We start from the raw sequence: 19196 nt of genomic DNA, 5'->3' as shown, positions 1-19196 counted from the left end.
TAATTATGGCCCATAATACCGCATTGCTAATCATCGATATGATCAATAAGATGGATTTTGATGGGGGTGAGGACCTCTTAAAACATACAAGAGAAATTACAGGGCCCATCAATCATTTAAGAAAAGAAGCGAAGGACAAAGAAATGCCTGTCGTTTATGTAAACGACAACTTTGGCTTGTGGCAGGATAATGTGGATGAGCTGATGGAAGAGTGCAAACAAGGACCGGGTAAGGAAATTATTGAGGAAGTGCTTCCGGTTGAGGATGATTATTTTATAATTAAACCGAAACATTCCGGCTTCTTTGGCACACAGCTCAGTATTCTGCTTGAGGAGTTAGAAGTTAAGAATTTGATATTAACAGGTGTGGCAGGAGATATCTGCATTCTTTTTACCGCAAATGATGCTTATATGAGAGAATATGATCTTTGGGTTCCGGAAGATTGTGTCGCATCGGAACAGATGGACGATAATGATAATGCTTTAAAGATTATTAAGAGATCGCTGTTTGCAAATGTTAAGCCGACGAGCGAGGCTTCCGTTGATGATGCATTTTAGACAGCTGCCCATTGACTTTAAGAAGAGGAATGGCTATTCTATAAGGGAGGAATCTTTCCTCCTTCGCCATTTCAAAATTTGAAGGAGAATATTTTTATGAGTGTGTTTGTTCTTAACTAAGACCGTTAATTGGATACGGATTTCTAAAGAAGTTTCTCAAAATGTGCCTTTTGTGCATGTTTATTTAAAGATGGCTTTTTTAGGAACAGTTAAGAACAAGCATAACCATAGCGTATTAGATAGTAAGCTATGACACTGATGTCATAGCTTTTATCTTTAAACTGGCGAATGAGGGAGAAGTCTCTTTATATTCCCATAAGCTGCGGCCGTGTTTGCCGCGGCTTTTTTTTATGGGCAAAAACAGGAGGAAACTTAAATTGAATCACAAAACCTTTGAACATTTAAATTTTATAGATATTTTAGAAGAAGTGAGCCGCTACGCATTTACTGAACAAGGCAGGCAGACAATCCGGGAACTAAAACCGTCCCGAAACAAAAAGAAAATAGAGCATTGGCACAAGGAAATTGAGGAAGCTAAAGCCATTCTTAATATGAACAGTCATGTGCCGATCATTCATGCTTTACATGAAATTCAGCAGATGGTGGAGCAAGGGAAAAAAGGGATGTACATCCGTCCGGCCCAGTTCGCACAATTACTGATTTTTATAGAGCATTGTACAAAGCTGAAAAGATATATGAATGACAAGCAAACGATAGCGCCTATGGTCAGTTCTTATGCTTTTTCAATGGGGGACCTGGCTCATCTGGAAGAAGAACTTGCCCGTTCCATTCGTCATGGTCAAGTTGATGACTATGCGACTCCTTTTTTGGCAAAGCTCCGAAAGCAAATCCAAAATAAGCGGGAAAAAATGAGAGATAGAATGACCCAAATGACTAAATCTCCAAAGTATTCCACTCACCTGCAGGAGAAAAGAATAATTGAGAAGAACGGAAAATTAACACTGCAGATCAAACGGGAAAGCAGAAACAAACTAAAAGGGACGGTTATCGACCAGTCATCGTCTGGAGCAACGCTTTTTATAGAACCTGCTGAGATTACAGTACAGCAGGAAGAGATGAATCTTTTGATGATTCAGGAAGAACAGGAAGTCGAACAGATTCTTTATTCTCTTACCAATCAGGTGCTGTCTTATGAACAGGAATTATCGATTGCTGTAGAGACCATGCTTGTCTATGATGTCATTTTTGCAAAAGCGAAATACAGCAGATTGATCAAAGGACAATCTCCGATTATGGAAGAGGAGCAGTGTATTGATTTAAGAAATGCCCGCCATCCTCTGCTGGGAGATAAGGCTGTCCCTTTAACCGTATTCTTAAATGAAGAAACACAGGGACTCCTCATAACAGGACCGAATACAGGTGGAAAAACAGTGACATTAAAAACTGTGGGACTGTTCGCTCTTATGGCACAGACTGGGCTGTCTATTCCCGCAGATGCCGGTAGTTTGATGCCGATCTTTCAGCATGTGCTGGCGGACATCGGCGATGGACAGAGCATTGAACAGAATTTGAGTACGTTCAGTTCCCGGCTCGTAAATATTATTGAAGTTCTCCAGGAGACAAATGATCACTCGTTAGTCCTGTTAGATGAAATCGGATCAGGAACAGATCCTGGAGAAGGCATGGGGCTTGCGATTGCTATTTTAGATCAGCTCGCTGATAAAGGGGCAAAAATATTGGCAACGAGCCACTACAGCGAAATGAAGGACTATGCGAAAGCTAAAAGTGGATTTATGAATGCAGCTATGGAGTTTGATTTAGAAAGTCTTCAGCCCACATATAGACTAATTCAAGGTACGGAAGGTAAAAGTCAGGCCTTTGATATCGCCCGAAAGCTCGGACTGCATCCAAATATTTTAGAAAAAGCTTATGAAATTACCTATAAGGAGCAAAAGAATTTTTCAATAAGTAAGGAAGAACTGGCGAAAGAGAGATATAAGAAACAAATAGCAGCAAATCGTTATAGAAAGAAAGGGAAAGAGAAAACAAAAACTCAAGATGTCGTTCCCGCCTACAATCAGGGGGATAACGTTAAGATTTTAGCAACAGGAGAAACAGCAATTGTCTATAAAGGACCTGATGAAAAAGGGGACTATATTATCCAGCATAAAGGAGAGAAATTTCCTATCAATCATAAGAGAATATGTCTCCATATTTCCGCAGAAGAGCTCTATCCTGAAGACTATGATTTTGATATCGTATTTAAATCGAAAGAATATCGGAAGAAAAAGCATCAGATCGAGCGCAAGCATGTGGAAGGTCTATGGGTTGAGAATGAAGAATAAAATAAAGGAAGCCGCTTCTCCTGTAAAGGGAAAGCGGCTTTTTTACTAGAATTCAGAAAAGGAATTTTGTTGTTCAGAAGTTTCAGGAGGGGCCGGATTATGATCCATTTCCGTATAGCCGATAAAGCTAAAGGATAGAACAATTAATAGTAATACACCAAGCAAAAATCTTCTCATTAAAACAATCCTCCATGAAAAATAATCTTATACTATATAGACGATAGGTCTATTTTATAACCCTACAAATTGTTGAAAGTTCTTTTTGACGAAAATTGTCGAAAATTAAGGGATTTTCCACTATTTATTTTACTATACACTAGATACATTGCAACATGAATTTATGAGATTATCGCAAAAATTAGGACACAAGTTTTAGGCCGACAACCCCGGTGATAATGCATCCAATAAAGAAAATCCGCTTAAAGCTTGCTTGCTCTTTAAATATAAACATCCCCAATAAAACGGTTCCTGCCGACCCGATGCCTGTCCAAATTCCATAAGCCGTACCAATAGGCAGTTCCTTTAGAGAAAGTGAAAGGAAATAAAAGCTCATAATTCCGGAAAGAAGAGCCGCTGCCGCAGGCTTCGCTTTGCGAAGACCGTCGGAAAGTTTTAAGAAAAACATTCCTGACATTTCACCTATACCAGCTATTAATAAAAAGATCCAAGCTATTATAATTCCTCCTGTACGTGAGCCGTTTCTTTAGGAGAGTCAGCCATTTTTAATCCAATGACTCCAAATACTAATAGAACAATAAAAAAGACCTTTCCAGCGCCTGTTCCATCGCCAAGAAATGTCATTCCAATGACGGCTGTGCCCGCAGCTCCTAAGCCAGTAAATATCGCATAGCCTGTTCCAATATCGATGAGTCGTAGAGCTTTCGTAAAGAAGTAGAAACTTATGAAAATAAATAGAACAGTCACTGTTGAGATGATGGGCCTTGAGAATCCGTCGGATAACTTCAATCCAACAGCCCAGCCCACCTCAAAGATGGCTCCAATTAAAATATATATCCATGCCATTATGTTATTCCTCCTTTGCCTGTATTCCTAGCCAGAATATTTTAAAGCTGGCCTTCTGCCGGTGCTGAAGTGTTTGGCGATCATAGAAATTCTCTTCTAAAAATAAACCATCAATAATGGTATAAAAAGTTGAAGTTAATTCTGAGATCTCAAGTGGACGAATTTCTCCAGCATCAATCCCTTTTTGAAAAATAGGCCGAAGAATCTTAACGACTTCCTCTTCTGTCTGCAGGAATACCTGTTGGATTTCGCGAGAGAATTCCTCAGGCGGAAAGAATGTAAACCGTTTGAAAAAAGCCCCTTCTGTTGAATAGGCCATATGGTCAACATATAATAGAAAAACTTCATGAAGCTGTTCTTTGACCGATCGATCTTTCGTATATTCTGCAAATCCCTTTAAATGTTCCAATTCCTTGTTTGCTACTTCATCGAGTACCCTGAGAAAAATAGCTTCCTTACTTGAAAAGTAATTATAAAGGGAAGGCTTTTTAATCCCAACCTTCTCAGCGATATCGGCTAAGCTCGTGTTCTGGTAACCGGCCTGTGAAAAGCATTCCAGTCCCGCATCAATAATTTTTTGTTCAGTCATCGAAGCCCTCCTTGTATAACTAACTAACGGTTGTTAGTCTATAATTTATCACCATTTTATACGGTTGTAAAGCAAAAATGTTTATTCTTTGTGAAGAAGGGAACAGTTGTATTATAGCGATAATAGTCGGAAAATTGCGTATTATAAGGAGTCGATAGATATGAACACCTATGTACTGGAACGCTACGAAAACGACTATGCCATTCTCATACAGCAAAGCTTAGCCAATAACGAAATTATGGTCTTAAAAGAAAGGCTGATTGCTTTCGCTCAGCCTGGAGACCTTTTATCCATCGATTTTGACCAGATGGGAAATTTAAGACAAGTAGAAGTGATCGCAAGATTTGAGGAAGACCGCGATCTGGAAGGCGTTTGAAAAGCACCTGAATCGCTCAGGTGCTTTTTTTTGTGTGTAGATGTTTTTCAAGGATAATACATATCCTCTCTAAAACCTGAAGGGGTACGTGTATTGCTCTTGTAATGAACATTTTATGGATATTATATAAGAAAATATTGCTATTAATAGTATATAAGAATAAAGGTATTTGATAAAATGAAGAGGAGGATTGTAAGAAAGGCACAAGCGGGAAAAAGCGGATGGGAATACGTAAACGACGTAAGAGCGAAGAAATACCACGATACAACAAGAAGAACCACTGAAAGATCGCGGCCTTATATTCCAAATCTTCAAATAAGAAGATCCAGGAGTAATGTTCTCCTGGATCTTCCCTAAATAGAATTAACCATTTCTAATGCTTCTTCTAATCTGGTTTCTTCATCACCGCTTATATACTGGAGTTGATGAATGACGTTTTTTTCGCTCTCATACCATTCAAAAATAACAGAGGTATCTCCACGCTCGACTCCTGCAACAGCTCCGGAGTCAAGAGTAATCTGTTCACTGGCGGTTTTAATGTTATTTTCAGGGTTGAATGTTGTAATGACCTTTACTTCTTTCTCGCTCGCTGATGAGTAGACGACTTGAGTCTCATTTTCCTGTGAAGTGGCTTTTACGGTGTTAGGTGTAAAAGCAAGTTCTGATGGAAGGCCGAGCGAATTCTGTTCTGATTCAGAGAGTGTGTCTTCGACTGGTTTTTTGAAATCATTAGGATAATCCTCTTTTAATTTTTCTAAGGTTAAGCTTTCATCTGATGAGCAGCCGCTTATAAGAAAAACAGCGGCTAAAAAGATAAGGGGAAATAATCTTTTCAAAGTTTTCACTCCTGCCTAAAAATGCTCGCATCACATTTTAGCACATTTTGAAGAATTAAGTGATTGTTTTGAAACGAAAATGGAAGTTATTCGTTTTTATAGTGGTACAACAAGAACTGAGAGAGGGGATGGGTATAGATGGAAAATATGGTTATTCGTTCTTTTAAAGAGAGGGACATTGATGCAATCCTGAAGCTTAATGAGAAAGAAGGTTGGGACAGGCTGACTAATAAAGAGGATACTTTTCACGCCTTAAACAACTCAGAACCTGCACTGGTAGCTTGTATAGATGAAGACATTGTTGGATACTTGAGAGGAATTACTGATGGAATCGTTACATTATATATTAGTGAAATTCTTGTGAGGCAGGAAGAAAGAGGAAAAGGGATCTCAAGGGCTTTAATGGAAGAAGCGCACCGCTGTTTTCCAAGTACAAGAGTAGAGGTTCTGGCAAATGCGGATACAGAACAATATTATAAAAGCCAGGGCTTTCGATCGTTTTTCGGATTTAGAAAAGCTTCTAAAGAGTTCAAACCTATTTAATAAAAATCCCCTCAAATGATCAGCACCATTTGAGGGGATTTTTTATTGATCCATATAGTGTGCAAGCTTTGCGGATGTGGAGCGGGGCATAAACTTGGCAGCAAGGGCCATTGATCGGTTCATTTTTCCGGGAATTACGATACGCTTTCCTTTCACAAATCCGATAAATCCTTCGTTGGCTACCTGCTTAGGCGACATCATGCGTTCAGTCAGTCTCGTTCCTTCAGCATTCGCTGTTTCGAAAAACTTAGTTTCCGTAGCCCCAGGACATAGAGCGGTGACGGACACTCCCGTTCCTTTAAACTCCTCTACTAAAGCTTCAGAGAATGATAGGACATAAGCTTTTGATGCATAATAGACAGCCATGCGCGGGCCTGGTTGAAAAGCAGCCGTACTTGCCACATTGATGACACCGCGCGGTACTCCATTCATACGACTGTTTTTCATATCGGGCAGAAAATAATGAGTAAGCTCAGTAAGTGCCATAATATTCACCTGAAGCATTGCCTGCTGATCTCTCAGCAGAATCTCATCAAACTGGCCGTTTAAACCAAATCCTGCGTTATTTACGAGAACTTCAACGGTGCGTCCTTTTTCCCGTACTTTATTGTAAAGCTCTTCAGTCGCACCTTGTTTCGATAAGTCCTGAACAATAATTGAAACCGGGTAATCTTTCAATTCGTCTTTCAGCTGCTGCAGTTTAGTTTCTGAGCGGGCCACGATAATTAAGGCATATCCTGATTTTGCGAAAAGCTTCGCCAGCTCATAGCCAATACCGCTGGAAGCTCCTGTAATGAGTGCTGTTGGTTTCACTAAGTATCTCTCCTTTTTTCCGGTAGTACTATCCCAACCTTACCCTATTCATATAAATATCAATCACTAAGCCATTTCCTTATATTTTAAAAGATAGCTCGCAGCTGTGAGCAGGATAATGATAAGAACTGCTGTCGTAATAAAAATCCCCCACATTTCAACTGGAATTTCACCAGTCTGCAGAATATTAAGAAGATGGCCTGGGGCAAGAGAAGGTGTCCATTTTACAATATGGTCAAAGATACCGCCGATCATTCCTAACAGAATTAATAAAAATAAAGTTAGAAAAGCTGCAGCCCCCGGCTCTTTTACTAAAGCGTTCATAAACAGGGCAAGAGCCATGATGAAAAGGTACCAAAGGATGTAAAAAGCAGCTGCCATTAGAAAATGAATAAAAGGAATTTCACTAAATAAAAGGCTTACGTAATACCAGCTGGAAAGCATGCCGATCAAAACGGAAGCTGCTGCTAAAAGAGAATAACCTGCCCATTTAGCCGTAATATAAGCTGAGTAGTTTACTGGTTTTACGAGGATCAGCTCAGCAACACCGCTTTTTCGCTCGCCTGCAATTGTGTTCATGGAAATAAGGACGATAACGGCAATTCCTATCATATTAAACTGGCCGATACTCAGCATAAAGACTTCAGAGGCAGGAGGTGTAGGAATTTCAATGACTGTACCCTCAGGAAGCCCGCCTGCAGCATCAAGAATCTGGGGCATGTAATACGTTGTTAATGGATCCATCAAACCAAGAAGGATGAATACAAGCGGCACCCAGATCCATTTGAAATTGCGAGAAAGCTCCAGCATTTCCTTATTAAATATGGTCAGCCATTGCATCCTGATTCACCACCTTCATAAATAGTTCTTCAAGCGACATGCTGCCGGCTTCAAAGGATTGAACAGGCAGATCATGATCAGAAAAATACTTCATTAAAGTCTGACGTCCTAATTGCATGTCTTCTACATATATGTGAAACTCCTGCTTATGTTTTTCTACATTCACCACGTGGGGAAGTATCTGCAAATCCTGAAGAGAGACAGAAGAATTCGTATCAAAAGCTGCCACGATTTTTTTAATGGCATGACGCTGTCTTACATCAGCGAAGGACCCTGATTCTATAATGTTGCCATGATTCATAAGCAGCAGATGATCACTTGCTTCTTCAGCATCATTTAAAATATGAGTAGAGAACAGAAGAGTTGTTTCTTTTTTAAGCTCCTCCATTAAGTTGAGCACGTCCCGTCTGCCGATCGGATCAAGTGCTGAAACAGGTTCATCCAGCATGAGCAGCTTAGGTTTATGTATCATCGCCTGGGCGATTCCTAACCGCTGCTTCATTCCCCCTGAATACTTGCCGATCCGCTTACGTCCTGCATCAATGAGTCCAACTCTTTCAAGCAGCTGATCAGCTGCCGTTTCGGCTTCCTTTTTTGTTAAAAAGGCTAGCCTTCCAACATAGACAAGAAATTCTCTGCCGGTCATCCACGAATGAAATTGTGGATGCTGTGGCAGATAGCCGATTTCCCGGCGAATGTCTTTTGAAAGATTATGGGTGAGCTTAATGTTCCCGCTCGTCTGGTGCATAAGCCCGGCAATCATGCGGAGAGAAGTTGTCTTTCCTGCACCATTTGGACCGAGTAAAGCGGTGCAGGTTTCCGGTGCCAGAGTGAAACTGATATTGTTTACCGCAGTCTGTTTATTAAATTTTTTAGTGAGGCCTTCAACCTTTAACATTTTACGATTAATCCCTTCTTCCAAAAATGAAGTAGGCGATCGGTCCGAGAATATTAAAAAATAAAATGATAAGGGCCCACATCCATTTCGGTCCATTTGTATACTCTGTTTTTATAAGACTTATGATAGCAATGATCATTAGTACGAGCTGAATAATAATAAGAGGAGCTAACAAAGCAAAATTCTCTTCCAAAAACACACTGATCGACTGGGTCATCAACATAACAATCACTCCTTTCCTATATATATGTCTACGAAGATGTTTCTAAAAAGGTTTCTTTTTTTGAAATTTTATTAGAAAAAGCTTAAGTTGCTGATCTCTTTAAATTAAAGAAGCTCTTGAATGGTTGACATTATTATCAGAATTTTATACACTGTTTGAAAGTGTTGAGTAGAGAATGAGATGAGAAGAGTTGAGGAAGTAAAGGATGAGCTGAGTGAGCTTTAGGGAGCGACGGACGTCAGGAGCCGTTAAATGGCCTAAGCCTATTTTCACCTACCCAAATTCCATCCATAAATAATCCCCTCAACGTCTCATTTTCCATAACCAATTATGGAGAGGTGAGCGCTAAATGAGTATTACAACAAAGGAATCTTTTCTTGCCGATGCGCAGGAATACCGCACGATTCCAGTTTCCCAATCTTTTTTTACAGATACCTTAACCCCAATTCACATGTTTCATGCGCTGCGAGATGAAGCTGTTTATATGCTGGAGAGCCAGGACCCTGAATCGCCATGGTCTAATTTTTCATTCATTGGATTAGACCCAATGATTGATATTAGTCAGCAGAAGGATGGCACCTTTTTAATTGACGATTTTAATGAAAACTCTACAAGAACAGCAGGAAGTTTCAAAGAAGCATTCGAACAGACCGTTGAACGCCTGCAGGTTAAACAGGCGAATGTTTCCCTTCCTTTTAAAGGCGGAGCAGTTGGTTATGTCGCGTATGATGCGATTTCCGATTACGAACCCGTACCCAGGGCTCTTCCAGATGATATCGATGTATCGAACTACCATTTATTATTTTGTCAGACATTGATTGCCTACCATCACCGGACGAAGGAAACGACCATCTTAACGTTTGCCCGGATGGAAGATGGAAATGCAGAGGCTCAGTATGAACAGGCTGTTGAGCGAGTAAAGGATGTCAGCCGCCGGCTGAAAGAAAACAGTTTTTTACCAGATCTAATGCTGAGTGATGAGTCCGCTACTCATAACATCGAGCTTGAAAGTAATTATAAAAAAGAGGATTTCAAGCGGGATGTTGAAAAAATTAAAGAGTACATCGTAGCCGGAGATATTTTTCAAGCGGTTTTATCTCAGCGGTTCCACACTGTGACAAAACGAAGTGGATTTGAGCTTTACCGAATTCTTAGAAAAGTCAATCCTTCTCCGTATATGTTTTATCTGAAATTTAATGATGTAGAAGTAATGGGAAGTTCACCTGAGCGTCTTCTTGAAGTGCAGGACAGCCAGCTGGAAATTCACCCAATTGCCGGAACGAGAAAGCGCGGTGTAACACAGGAAGAGGATGATGCTCTTGCAGCAGAACTCCTTGCAGATGAAAAGGAACAGGCCGAGCATCGTATGCTCGTTGACTTAGCAAGAAATGATATGGGACGTGTAGCTGAATATGGCTCTGTTAAAGTATTCGACTATATGACGATCGGACGATTTTCTAAAGTGATGCACATTATCAGCAAAGTAACAGGAAAGCTGAAGCAGGATATATCGCCGATTGACGCATTAATTGCCGCTTATCCGGCGGGAACGTTATCAGGTGCCCCGAAGATAAGAGCGATGCAGATTTTGCGGGAACTTGAACCAACTCCACGTCATTTATACGGTGGAGGTATCGTGTATTTGGGATTTGACGGAAATATAGATTCTTGTATTACCATTCGAACGATGACGAAAGTAAGAGATTTAGTGTATGTCCAGGCAGGGGCAGGCGTAGTCGCTGATTCTGACCCGGAAGCTGAGTATCAGGAAACGATTAACAAAGCGAGCGCATTAAAGCGCACAATAGAAATAGCAGAGCAGGCATTTGAGAAGAGCATAGAAGGAGTCGAGACGAGATGAAAGAATTTTTAAATCAGATTGTTGAAGGTAACACGTTAAATGAAGAGGCTGCCTATCAGGTGATGAACGATATTATGCAGGGAAATGTAACGACAGGCCAGCTGATGAGTCTGTTATCTGTTATCCGCCACCGTGGGGAAACGGTTGAGGAAATGACCGGTTTTGTACGTGCGATGAGGGAGAATATGACAAAGCTGTCTATCGAGGATGACAGCATCGTCGATACATGCGGCACGGGCGGTGATGGAAGTTCTACTTTTAACATTTCAACCGCTGTATCCATTATTCTCGCAGCAATGGGTGTAAAAGTAGCTAAACACGGCAATCGTAAAGTATCATCAAAAAGCGGAAGTGCCGACGTACTGGAGAAGCTCGGTATTCCGATTGATACAACACCGGAAGAAGGAGCTAAAGCTTTATCAGATAAAGGGATGACGTTTATGTTTGCCCCGAATTATCATCAGGCGATGAAGCATGCGGGGCCAGCTCGACAAGAACTGGGATTCCGTACAGTTTTTAATCTTTTAGGACCGATGTCGAACCCGGCAAACGCCAAGCGCCAGCTGATCGGCATATATGATACGGCATATGCAGAAAAAATGGCAGAAACACTGAAACAGCTCGGTTCAAAACACGTCCTTCTTGCGACAGGGCGTGACGGTCTTGACGAAATTACGATGACTGGCGTAACTGATATTGTCGAGCTGAAGGATGGCGAAATTCACCGCTTTACATTAACACCGGAAGACTTAGGACTTAACTCAGGGTCTTTAAAAGATATTCAAATCAGCTCAACGGGTGAAAGTGCAGCCATTATCGAGCAGGTAATTAAAGGCAAGGCGAACGAAAGTGCGATGACCATCGTAACAATGAACGCGGCAGCCGGCCTGTATATTGGTGGAAAAGCAGAAAACTTAAAAGAGGGAGTCGCCCTCGTACAGGAAGCTATTCAAAATGGTTCTGTTCAGCAATATTTCACATCCATCCAGGAACTAAAGGAGCGACGTCAGTATGCTTGATACGATTCTCGCGATTAAACAACAGGAGATTGAAAAACTATATATGCCGGACGCTGCGGAGGTGGAGAATACTCCATTTGCTGCTTCTTTAAAAAATACAAACCATCCAGCCGGACTGATTGCAGAGGTGAAAAAAGCCTCTCCATCAAAAGGAATTATCCGTGAAGACTTCAACCACGTGATGATCGGAAAGCAATATAATGATGCCGGAGTTCAAGCTATATCCGTGCTGACTGACCAGCATTTCTTCCAGGGACATCGTGACTTTTTAACAGATATTAAGAAATTCGTGGAAGTCCCTGTGATGCGCAAAGACTTTATCATTGAGCCCGTTCAGGTAGAAGAAAGCCGCCTGATTGGAGCAGATGCGATTTTACTAATTGGAGAAGCTCTCGAACCGAAGAAGCTCCATGAGCTGTATCTGCAGGCATATGAAAGCGACCTTGAAGTGTTAGTAGAGGTGCACAGTGAAGAGATACTCGAAGGCGTTTTAAAAGAATTTACTCCGGAAGTACTCGGTATTAATAATCGCAATCTTCATACCTTTGAAACGAAGCTGAGTCAGACGGAAAAGATGGCGAAAATGGCGCCGGAAGAATCTTTGTTAGTCTCAGAGAGCGGGATCTTCAGCTACGGGGATATTGAGCAGGTTTCCGGGTATGGCGCTGAAGCCGTATTAGTCGGGGAATCTTTAATGAGACAGAAAGATATTAAGAAAGCTGTAAGGGATTTAATGAACGGGGTGAGTGTATGATTGAACCGATCGTGAAGCTGTGCGGCAATCGTTCTGCAGCTGACATTAAAAAAAGCGCGTCTTCCCATGCTTCTCATCTTGGCTTCATTTTTGTTGGAGGAACGAAGCGGTATGTGCGGCCTGAAAGAGCAGGACAGTGGGTGCGTGCGACCCGTCCGAAGCAGAAGCTTGTCGGTGTATTCGTAAACCCAACCGTTGATTATCTTGAAGAAGTGCTTTCGTTCATTCCATTAGATGTGATCCAGCTTCACGGCAGTGAAACGGTCTCTGATATTTTACACATTAAAGCCTTTATAAACCTTCCTGTATGGAAGGTAATTAAACACAACGACAATGCGTTTCAGGAAATGGAAGTCTTTAAAGGTGTAGCCGATGGCTATGTCGTCGATTCGAAGGTTCGCGGGGCTCACGGCGGAACCGGTATAAGCTTTGACTGGAGTACCGTGAAAGAGTACAGCCGGCTCGCTAATGAGCAGAACGTTCCATGCCTGATCGCAGGGGGAATAACTCCAGAGAATATTCGTGAACTTCTCGAACATGAACCTGAAGGTATTGATATTTCAAGCGGTATTGAAACGAAAGAACAAAAGGATCTTCATAAAATCCAATCCATTCTTAAAGAGGTGAACCAGCATGCTAAAACAAGCATTTCCTGATATAAAAGGGCGTTACGGCGATTTCGGCGGTAAATATGTTCCGGAAACTTTAATGGGGCCGCTGCAGGAACTAGAAGAAGCCCTCGATCAAGCGATGAACGACCAGACATTTCTCGATGAGTATCATCATGTACTTCAAGAATATGCTGGGCGCCCGACGTCTCTAAGCTATTGTGACCAGCTGACTAAACATTTAGGCGGAGCTAAAATTTACTTGAAACGAGAAGATTTAAATCATACAGGAGCCCATAAGCTGAACAATGCGATCGGCCAGGGTCTTCTTGCTAAACGGATGGGCAAGAAAAAAATTATTGCAGAAACAGGCGCCGGCCAGCACGGAGTCGCTTCCGCAACCGTTGCCGCCAAATTCGGACTTGAGTGTAAAGTATTTATGGGAGAAGAAGATATTCGCCGTCAGGAGCTGAATGTATTTCGTATGAAGCTCCTTGGAGCGGAAGTTATTTCTGTATCAAGCGGGAACGGAACACTGAAGGATGCGACGAACGAAGCGATCCGTTACTGGGTAGCAAACTGTGAAGACCACTTTTATCTGATCGGTTCTGTTGTCGGTCCTCACCCATATCCGCGGATGGTCCGTGACTTCCAGCGGGTGATTGGTGATGAAGCGAAGAAGCAGTTCCTGGAAGTGGAAGACGAGCAGCCAGACCGCATTTACGCCTGTGTAGGCGGCGGAAGTAATGCAATGGGAATATTTTATCCGTTTCTCGGTGATTCTCCTGAACTAATTGGAGTTGAAGCGGCCGGTAAGGGTATCGATACACCGATGCATGCGGCGACTTTAACAAAAGGCACACCAGGAGTCATTCACGGTTCAATGACTTATTTAATGCAGGATATTAATGGTCAGATTACAGAGCCTTATTCTATTTCTGCCGGTCTTGATTATCCGGGAATCGGTCCTGAGCATGCCCACCTTTTTCAAACGAAACAAGTACGCTATGAATCCATTACAGATGATGAGGCCCTTGATGCCCTGAAGCTGTTAACCGTACAGGAAGGGATTATTCCTGCGATCGAAAGTGCCCATGCCTTGGCACAGGCCTTTAAAGAGGTTAAAGATATGCCGAAGGATCAGACAATTTTAATTAACCTGTCAGGTCGAGGCGATAAAGACATGGCCACATTAATGGATCACTTTCAGGAGGGAAAATAGTATGCTGACACAGACACCCTTTCAAGGGAAGCTGACGAAAACTAAAGATTTATTCATTCCGTTTGTGGTAGCCGGGGATCCTAATCCTGAGCTGACGATCCAATTTGCCCTTAAGCTGCAGAAAGCCGGAGCGGATATTTTAGAGCTAGGAGTTCCTTATTCTGACCCGCTGGCAGATGGACCGACCATTCAGAGAGCGGCCCAGCGTTCCCTTAAGAACGGCATGTCGCTGACAGCAGCGATAGAGCTTGTACCGAAGCTTCGTGAAGCAGGCGTCGATATTCCTGTCGTGATCTTCACATACTATAATCCAGTGCTGCAGTTAGGCTATGACCGCTTTTTTGAAATGCTCGAAGAAAACGGGGCAGAAGGTGTACTAATCCCTGACCTTCCGTATGAAGAAAGTGAAGAGATTAGAGGCCTTGCTGAAGAAAAAGGTGTGGAATTCATTTCCCTTGTTGCTCCTAACTCTGATGCACGCATTAAACAGATTACTGAGCACGCCAAAGGATTTGTTTACTGTGTCTCTTCATTAGGCGTGACAGGTGAGCGTAATGATATGTCCGCAGAAGCATTGTCTTTTATTAAAAAAGTCAAAGAGCACAGCAAGGTTCCTGTGGCGGTTGGCTTTGGTATTTCTACAAACGAACATGTAAAGCTTGTCCGTGAGCACTCGGACGGTGTTATTATTGGAAGTAAAATCATCCGTATTATCGAAGATAATTTGGAGGATTTAGAAAAGGGAAACGAAGAGGCCATCGAACGTTTTTATCAAGAAGTACACGAACTCGTTCGATAAGTGAGAGCTAGAGATTTGAGAGGAGCTGAGCTGAGTTGATTTACATGATTGATCATTATGACTCGTTTACTTATAACCTCGTTCAGTATTTAGGTGAGCTGGGAGAAGAGGTTATCGTAAGAAGAAACGATGAGGTTACATTTGAAGAAATAAATGAAATGAAGCCTGATTTGCTATTTCTTTCCCCGGGACCCTGTTCCCCTGATGAGACAGGAATTACCCTTGAAGTAATTAACCATTATAAAGGCGAGATTCCGATATTTGGAGTCTGCCTTGGCCATCAGGCGATCGCGCAGGTATTCGGCGGCAAAGTAGTTCGTGCGGATCGACTAATGCACGGGAAGAGCTCGGAAATTCATCATGACGGACGTTCTGTCTTTGAAGGCTTAAACAATCCAATGGAAGCCATGCGCTATCATTCACTGATTGTAGATGTCAAAGATGTACCCGATTGCTTTGAAATTACCGCGGCTACAGTGGAGGGTGAAATCATGGGAATCCGCCATTTGGAATATCCAATTGAAGGCGTCCAGTTTCACCCGGAATCGATCGGCACAAATGATGGCATGCAGCTGTTAAAAAACCTGATTGAACAGAAAATAAAAGCACTGGCTTAGAAGAAAAAGTCCCTCAGCTGCAAGCTGAGGGACTTCTGTTCGTATGTGTTTAAAAATTTACGGAGTCTTTGTTTCTTACAACCAGCAAGGATTTTCCTTTGTTAAGCTCCTTCTCAATACGCTGAGCCTTCGACTGGTCAAAGCCGATTTTTTTCATTTTAGAGACCAGTTTATCACTCTTGTTTCTAAAAATATTCTTTGTAGCCGTACCGACACCTGTAACACGAACACCGATTTTCTTAGCATCTGTTCGGCGTTTTGTCCGGCGTACGTGGGAGTTATCATAAGCCAGCACATAAATATCTTTTTCGCTGACACCCCCGGATTTAAGATTTTCTATAGATTCACTTAATGCTTCATCATCATGAAAAATCTTGTATTTTGGTTCCATTCGAACATCCTCCTTTATAATCGACGAATACCCGATGTAAAGAGAAGTTAAACAGAAACAAGCTGACATCAGCGAGAACAAGACAAAACACCCAGACATATTAAGGAAATTAGTCATATAAAAAAGTATTGAAACTTAATGAAAAAAACGCTATAATGAATCTTGTCGGTTCACATATGGGGCATTAGCTCAGCTGGGAGAGCGCTACACTGGCAGTGTAGAGGTCAGCGGTTCGAGCCCGCTATGCTCCACTCTCAAAACCCTTGTCCTGCAAGGGTTTTTCTTATGTGTACACATAGCGGTAAACCGCCTGAATTAGAGACTTGTTGACGAATTGTTGACGGAATTTTTCGGGGGCGCATATTTATCAAATTGACTTGCCGTTTGTTTGGCTCTCTTTTTAGAAATATGGCCATAAATATCTGAAGTAATTTTAGAGCTCGAATGTCGGGCTCTTTTTTGTATGGCTGGTAAATTCACATCGTCTTCTTCCATTAAAAGAGCAACCATGCTATGACGAAGATCATGTAACCTTATCTTCTTCAATCCATGTTTTTCTATTATTCGTCTCCATTTGGTAGTAGGAGTGGAGAAATAAAGGGCTTTTCCTGTTCCATTATGGAATAAGTATTGGTGTTCTCCACCTTCCCAATCTTCTCCCATCTTGAATTTCTCTCTTTTCCATTCTGTATGCCATTCTCTCAGGAGACTCATATACCACTCAGGCATAACTACAGCTGCTTTTGAAGACTTAGTCTTTGGAGCTTTTACTACAGCTTTTCCGTTTTTAGTATCTACAATGTTATTCTCTACTTTAATTTCATTGGATTCATAAAGGATATGTTTCCATTCCAAGGCTGTTAGTTCACCTCGTCTTAGTCCGCCAAATAAAGCTCCTAAGAAGTAGACTCGCCACATTAAATGTTCTTGATTAAGTGCATTTATCACGTCTCCCAGGTCTTCACTGCTGTAATATTTCATTTCCTTCTCTTCACTCGAAGGCTTCCTTACTCCAACCATTGGATTGTCTTTTATGATTCTCCAATCATGAGCTCTGGCAAAGACATTGCAGAGAGCATCATATATTTTTCGAATGGTGTGAGGGGAGAGGGCCCCTTGTTTTCCATCTTTTCGATCTTTATCACTCGAAGTTTTATCACCTAAAAAACGGATAATTTGAATCGTTTTAATATCTCCGATCCGTTTTCCTTCGAAATGGGGGAGTATGTGGTTATTTAAACTCGACATATATACCTTGGCTGTAGTAGGAGACAAATCTTTGATGGCATACCTTTTGTGCCATTCGTGGACAAAGTCTTCTAGCAAGTTCTTTTCAGGAGCAATATATTCCCCAGCTTCCACTTCCATTTGAAATTTAGCAAGTTCCTGCTGCAAATAATTCTCCAGCTTCTTTGTAGTCCGAAGTAAAGCTTTATCTTCAACACGTATAGTCTTAGTTCGTTTTTTTCTTTTTCCTTTTGCGTCATATCCTGCTTCAACAATAAGCAAAAATGAATGCTTGCCACGTTTTTGATAACTAGCCATATTAAAACCTCCTTACTTGTAACATAGCCCATAAGCTTCATTAAGCGCGTGACAATTTTTATTTGCTGCTGTTATGTATCTACGCTTGATTTGATAGAGCCTTTCTTCACATAGTTCTTCGCTCACTTTAAAATCATGTGACCATCTTTCAATGATGTCTGGGTCTTCTATGTCATATCTTTTAATCATGTGATAGGGGAGAGCAGCATATAAGGTGAAATGCTTTGCATCTCGTTCCTGAAGCTCTCTGAATGCCTCTGGCATCATAGATTGCTTGCCTACATGACGTATAGCGTGACAAAGTTCATGAAAAAATTCTTCTCTCTGTTGATGAGAGCCTAATTTGGAATTAAGCACGATCTCTCGATAACGTCCAAAGCGAATGTAATATGAGTCCAACGGCTTATAATGGACAAAAATATTACATTTCATAGCGATTTCTTTAGGAATTAGATCATTAGGGAGCCAAAAGTTGTGCAGTTTATACCAACTTGAGACCCAATCTTCTAGTGCGGTTTTTGTGTATTGGGGGTAAATCATACTATCACCTTCCTAGATGATATTATAACGAACGTTTGTTCTGTTTTGCAAATGAAAAAACCACTCTATTAGGAGTGGTGGGTGTTAGGGATAAAGTAACGCCAAGGGGAGATGCTATTCTTTATCCCTATTTTCTTTTCTTTTTTTAATTAACTCACTGATTTCATCAGCACTTTTCTTACCTTGTTTCTCTTTATTTTCTTGTAAGAACTTTTCTAGATCGTTTAAAATTCTTTGATTTTTAATTTCTTCTTTGTTCTCTTTTTCTATTCTGTCTAAGAAATTATCTACGTCTCTTTTCAATATCAAATATATCAATAACCCAAACCTTAAAGCGCTTAAAAGCATGTACACTAACAAGAGTAGGGAGATTACAGCATAAAACCAGTTGTAATCATGTAGAAGAGGAGACAATAATGATAATATTAAATAAGAAAAAGATGCTAGAAAAGCGTTTTTAATATAATTAATTAGTGAAGAAAGGTGATTTTTGTTTAGGACAGAGAAAGTAGACTTAGATGATAGTGTAGCCAGCAGTGTATAAGCGGTGAAATATATTCCTATAAAAACAGCTGCTAAAGTAATTAAAGTACTATCTCTACTTATAAAAGCATTTGTAACATCATTTTGAATAAAGTGATCTAGACCAATAATGAACCCTAAAGAATTTACTTTAGGAAAATACAAACCAATTTTTAGTACTGCGATAAGGAAAATGAATACGCCCATAAAAATAGTAATGAATTTCTTTTCAAAAAATAGAAAAACAGAATCAGGTACTTTTTTTAGTAAATTACTCATCATTCCCTCTCCCAGTAATACATTGGATAAACTTA

The 19196-nt window shown here is 41.0% G+C and carries 24 protein-coding genes and 1 tRNA gene; 12 read left to right on the top strand and 13 right to left on the bottom strand.

The genetic code is table 11. From position 1 onward, the window contains the following. The first annotated feature begins 5 nt into the window (after positions 1–5). Positions 6–557: a cysteine hydrolase family protein gene (locus B7E06_RS16495; protein WP_082235031.1), complete on the top strand. Its 552-nt coding sequence runs from the start codon at positions 6–8 to the stop codon at positions 555–557. Between the two features lie 377 nt (positions 558–934). Beyond that, complete coding sequence (locus tag B7E06_RS16490) at positions 935–2863, top strand: endonuclease MutS2 (RefSeq protein WP_082235030.1); 1929 nt, start codon at positions 935–937, stop codon at positions 2861–2863. A gap of 45 nt (positions 2864–2908) precedes the next feature. Here the strand turns inward: B7E06_RS16490 and B7E06_RS22265 are convergent, their stop codons facing one another. The 4 genes from B7E06_RS22265 to B7E06_RS16475 all read right to left on the bottom strand — a co-directional run bounded on the left by B7E06_RS22265 (position 2909) and on the right by B7E06_RS16475 (position 4475). After that, positions 2909–3040 carry a hypothetical protein gene (locus tag B7E06_RS22265; RefSeq protein WP_281249114.1) on the bottom strand — a complete coding sequence of 44 codons (132 nt, stop codon included), beginning with the start codon at positions 3038–3040 and terminating at the stop codon, positions 2909–2911. A 181-nt stretch (positions 3041–3221) separates the two neighbouring features. Continuing rightward, positions 3222–3536 (bottom strand): DMT family transporter, encoded by a 315-nt coding sequence (locus B7E06_RS16485; RefSeq protein ID WP_082235029.1) that lies wholly within the window; start codon positions 3534–3536, stop codon positions 3222–3224. Continuing rightward, positions 3536–3886 carry a DMT family transporter gene (locus tag B7E06_RS16480; protein ID WP_082235028.1) on the bottom strand — a complete coding sequence of 117 codons (351 nt, stop codon included), beginning with the start codon at positions 3884–3886 and terminating at the stop codon, positions 3536–3538. The genes B7E06_RS16485 and B7E06_RS16480 overlap by 1 nt, the downstream gene beginning before the upstream one ends. 4 nt (positions 3887–3890) lie before the next feature. Next, on the bottom strand, positions 3891–4475 hold the full coding sequence (locus B7E06_RS16475) for a TetR/AcrR family transcriptional regulator (RefSeq protein ID WP_082235027.1): 585 nt from the start codon (positions 4473–4475) through the stop codon (positions 3891–3893). Positions 4476–4635: 160 nt separating this feature from the next. On the opposite strand from B7E06_RS16475, the gene B7E06_RS16470 reads away from it, so the two are divergent. After that, positions 4636–4851 (top strand): hypothetical protein, encoded by a 216-nt coding sequence (locus B7E06_RS16470; RefSeq protein WP_082235026.1) that lies wholly within the window; start codon positions 4636–4638, stop codon positions 4849–4851. Between the two features lie 353 nt (positions 4852–5204). Here the strand turns inward: B7E06_RS16470 and B7E06_RS16465 are convergent, their stop codons facing one another. Next, positions 5205–5687 (bottom strand): hypothetical protein, encoded by a 483-nt coding sequence (locus B7E06_RS16465; protein WP_082235025.1) that lies wholly within the window; start codon positions 5685–5687, stop codon positions 5205–5207. A gap of 138 nt (positions 5688–5825) precedes the next feature. Between B7E06_RS16465 and B7E06_RS16460 the strand changes: the two genes are divergently transcribed. Continuing rightward, positions 5826–6230 carry a GNAT family N-acetyltransferase gene (locus B7E06_RS16460; RefSeq protein WP_082235024.1) on the top strand — a complete coding sequence of 135 codons (405 nt, stop codon included), beginning with the start codon at positions 5826–5828 and terminating at the stop codon, positions 6228–6230. A 42-nt stretch (positions 6231–6272) separates the two neighbouring features. Here B7E06_RS16460 and B7E06_RS16455 read toward each other — a convergent pair whose 3' ends face one another. The 4 genes from B7E06_RS16455 to B7E06_RS16440 all read right to left on the bottom strand — a co-directional run bounded on the left by B7E06_RS16455 (position 6273) and on the right by B7E06_RS16440 (position 9004). Continuing rightward, positions 6273–7043, bottom strand: a complete 771-nt coding sequence (locus B7E06_RS16455) for an SDR family NAD(P)-dependent oxidoreductase (RefSeq protein WP_082235023.1) — start codon at positions 7041–7043, stop codon at positions 6273–6275. Between the two features lie 66 nt (positions 7044–7109). Then, positions 7110–7883, bottom strand: a complete 774-nt coding sequence (locus B7E06_RS16450; RefSeq protein WP_082235022.1) for an ABC transporter permease — start codon at positions 7881–7883, stop codon at positions 7110–7112. Beyond that, positions 7861–8781, bottom strand: a complete 921-nt coding sequence (locus B7E06_RS16445; RefSeq protein ID WP_082235021.1) for an ABC transporter ATP-binding protein — start codon at positions 8779–8781, stop codon at positions 7861–7863. The genes B7E06_RS16450 and B7E06_RS16445 overlap by 23 nt, the downstream gene beginning before the upstream one ends. Before the next feature lie 7 nt (positions 8782–8788). Further along, positions 8789–9004 (bottom strand): PLD nuclease N-terminal domain-containing protein, encoded by a 216-nt coding sequence (locus B7E06_RS16440; RefSeq protein ID WP_245807759.1) that lies wholly within the window; start codon positions 9002–9004, stop codon positions 8789–8791. 349 nt (positions 9005–9353) lie between these two features. On the opposite strand from B7E06_RS16440, the gene trpE reads away from it, so the two are divergent. The 7 genes from trpE to pabA are packed head-to-tail and all read left to right on the top strand — an operon-like array spanning position 9354 to position 15884. Then, entirely contained in the window at positions 9354–10865 is a 1512-nt protein-coding gene (trpE, locus tag B7E06_RS16435; protein WP_082235020.1) for an anthranilate synthase component I, read from the top strand. After that, on the top strand, positions 10862–11884 hold the full coding sequence (gene trpD, locus B7E06_RS16430) for an anthranilate phosphoribosyltransferase (RefSeq protein WP_082235019.1): 1023 nt from the start codon (positions 10862–10864) through the stop codon (positions 11882–11884). Before trpE ends, trpD begins: the two co-directional genes overlap by 4 nt. After that, complete coding sequence (gene trpC, locus B7E06_RS16425; protein ID WP_082235018.1) at positions 11877–12638, top strand: indole-3-glycerol phosphate synthase TrpC; 762 nt, start codon at positions 11877–11879, stop codon at positions 12636–12638. The genes trpD and trpC overlap by 8 nt, the downstream gene beginning before the upstream one ends. Then, a complete protein-coding gene (locus tag B7E06_RS16420; RefSeq protein ID WP_082235017.1) occupies positions 12635–13294 on the top strand; it encodes a phosphoribosylanthranilate isomerase in 660 nt (219 codons plus the stop codon). The genes trpC and B7E06_RS16420 overlap by 4 nt, the downstream gene beginning before the upstream one ends. After that, positions 13272–14468, top strand: coding sequence for a tryptophan synthase subunit beta (trpB, locus tag B7E06_RS16415; protein ID WP_082235016.1), 1197 nt, complete (start codon positions 13272–13274; stop codon positions 14466–14468). Before B7E06_RS16420 ends, trpB begins: the two co-directional genes overlap by 23 nt. A gap of 1 nt (position 14469) precedes the next feature. Then, positions 14470–15267 (top strand): tryptophan synthase subunit alpha, encoded by a 798-nt coding sequence (gene trpA / locus B7E06_RS16410; protein WP_082235015.1) that lies wholly within the window; start codon positions 14470–14472, stop codon positions 15265–15267. Positions 15268–15302: 35 nt separating this feature from the next. Further along, complete coding sequence (pabA, locus tag B7E06_RS16405; protein ID WP_082235014.1) at positions 15303–15884, top strand: aminodeoxychorismate/anthranilate synthase component II; 582 nt, start codon at positions 15303–15305, stop codon at positions 15882–15884. Between the two features lie 49 nt (positions 15885–15933). Here the strand turns inward: pabA and B7E06_RS16400 are convergent, their stop codons facing one another. After that, positions 15934–16275: a YflT domain-containing protein gene (locus B7E06_RS16400; protein ID WP_179134078.1), complete on the bottom strand. Its 342-nt coding sequence runs from the start codon at positions 16273–16275 to the stop codon at positions 15934–15936. Between the two features lie 178 nt (positions 16276–16453). On the opposite strand from B7E06_RS16400, the gene B7E06_RS16395 reads away from it, so the two are divergent. Further along, a tRNA-Ala gene (locus B7E06_RS16395) sits at positions 16454–16526 on the top strand. A 64-nt stretch (positions 16527–16590) separates the two neighbouring features. Here B7E06_RS16395 and B7E06_RS16390 read toward each other — a convergent pair. From B7E06_RS16390 to B7E06_RS16380, 3 genes are all read right to left on the bottom strand, one after another. Next, a complete protein-coding gene (locus B7E06_RS16390; RefSeq protein WP_082235012.1) occupies positions 16591–17820 on the bottom strand; it encodes a tyrosine-type recombinase/integrase in 1230 nt (409 codons plus the stop codon). Positions 17821–17832: 12 nt separating this feature from the next. Continuing rightward, entirely contained in the window at positions 17833–18360 is a 528-nt protein-coding gene (locus tag B7E06_RS16385) for an ImmA/IrrE family metallo-endopeptidase (protein WP_179134077.1), read from the bottom strand. 114 nt (positions 18361–18474) lie between these two features. Beyond that, a complete protein-coding gene (locus B7E06_RS16380) occupies positions 18475–19161 on the bottom strand; it encodes a hypothetical protein (protein ID WP_082235011.1) in 687 nt (228 codons plus the stop codon). Positions 19162–19196 lie beyond the last annotated feature (35 nt).

Origin of the sequence: Halobacillus massiliensis (genome assembly GCF_900166625.1) — a bacterium.
Lineage (GTDB): Bacteria > Bacillota > Bacilli > Bacillales > Halobacillaceae > Halobacillus_A > Halobacillus_A massiliensis.
The sequence above is the reverse complement of the archived record's forward strand: the minus strand, read 5'-3'. Positions and strand labels throughout refer to the sequence as shown.

Bases quoted from the DNA above. Each gene is read 5' to 3' on its own strand.
- B7E06_RS16400 (WP_179134078.1), bottom strand. From the start codon at position 16,275: ATGGAACCAAAATACAAGATTTTTCATGATGATGAAGCATTAAGTGAA.
- trpB (WP_082235016.1), top strand. From the start codon at position 13,272: ATGCTAAAACAAGCATTTCCTGATATAAAAGGGCGTTACGGCGATTTC.
- B7E06_RS16475 (WP_082235027.1), bottom strand. From the start codon at position 4,475: ATGACTGAACAAAAAATTATTGATGCGGGACTGGAATGCTTTTCACAG.
- B7E06_RS22265 (WP_281249114.1), bottom strand. From the start codon at position 3,040: ATGAGAAGATTTTTGCTTGGTGTATTACTATTAATTGTTCTATCCTTT.
- B7E06_RS16495 (WP_082235031.1), top strand. From the start codon at position 6: ATGGCCCATAATACCGCATTGCTAATCATCGATATGATCAATAAGATG.
- trpE (WP_082235020.1), top strand. From the start codon at position 9,354: ATGAGTATTACAACAAAGGAATCTTTTCTTGCCGATGCGCAGGAATAC.
- B7E06_RS16440 (WP_245807759.1), bottom strand. From the start codon at position 9,004: ATGTTGATGACCCAGTCGATCAGTGTGTTTTTGGAAGAGAATTTTGCT.
- B7E06_RS16460 (WP_082235024.1), top strand. From the start codon at position 5,826: ATGGAAAATATGGTTATTCGTTCTTTTAAAGAGAGGGACATTGATGCA.
- B7E06_RS16420 (WP_082235017.1), top strand. From the start codon at position 12,635: ATGATTGAACCGATCGTGAAGCTGTGCGGCAATCGTTCTGCAGCTGAC.
- B7E06_RS16470 (WP_082235026.1), top strand. From the start codon at position 4,636: ATGAACACCTATGTACTGGAACGCTACGAAAACGACTATGCCATTCTC.
- B7E06_RS16450 (WP_082235022.1), bottom strand. From the start codon at position 7,883: ATGCAATGGCTGACCATATTTAATAAGGAAATGCTGGAGCTTTCTCGC.
- trpD (WP_082235019.1), top strand. From the start codon at position 10,862: ATGAAAGAATTTTTAAATCAGATTGTTGAAGGTAACACGTTAAATGAA.
- B7E06_RS16390 (WP_082235012.1), bottom strand. From the start codon at position 17,820: ATGGCTAGTTATCAAAAACGTGGCAAGCATTCATTTTTGCTTATTGTT.
- B7E06_RS16385 (WP_179134077.1), bottom strand. From the start codon at position 18,360: ATGATTTACCCCCAATACACAAAAACCGCACTAGAAGATTGGGTCTCA.
- B7E06_RS16480 (WP_082235028.1), bottom strand. From the start codon at position 3,886: ATGGCATGGATATATATTTTAATTGGAGCCATCTTTGAGGTGGGCTGG.
- B7E06_RS16445 (WP_082235021.1), bottom strand. From the start codon at position 8,781: ATGTTAAAGGTTGAAGGCCTCACTAAAAAATTTAATAAACAGACTGCG.
- trpA (WP_082235015.1), top strand. From the start codon at position 14,470: ATGCTGACACAGACACCCTTTCAAGGGAAGCTGACGAAAACTAAAGAT.
- trpC (WP_082235018.1), top strand. From the start codon at position 11,877: ATGCTTGATACGATTCTCGCGATTAAACAACAGGAGATTGAAAAACTA.
- B7E06_RS16380 (WP_082235011.1), bottom strand. From the start codon at position 19,161: ATGAGTAATTTACTAAAAAAAGTACCTGATTCTGTTTTTCTATTTTTT.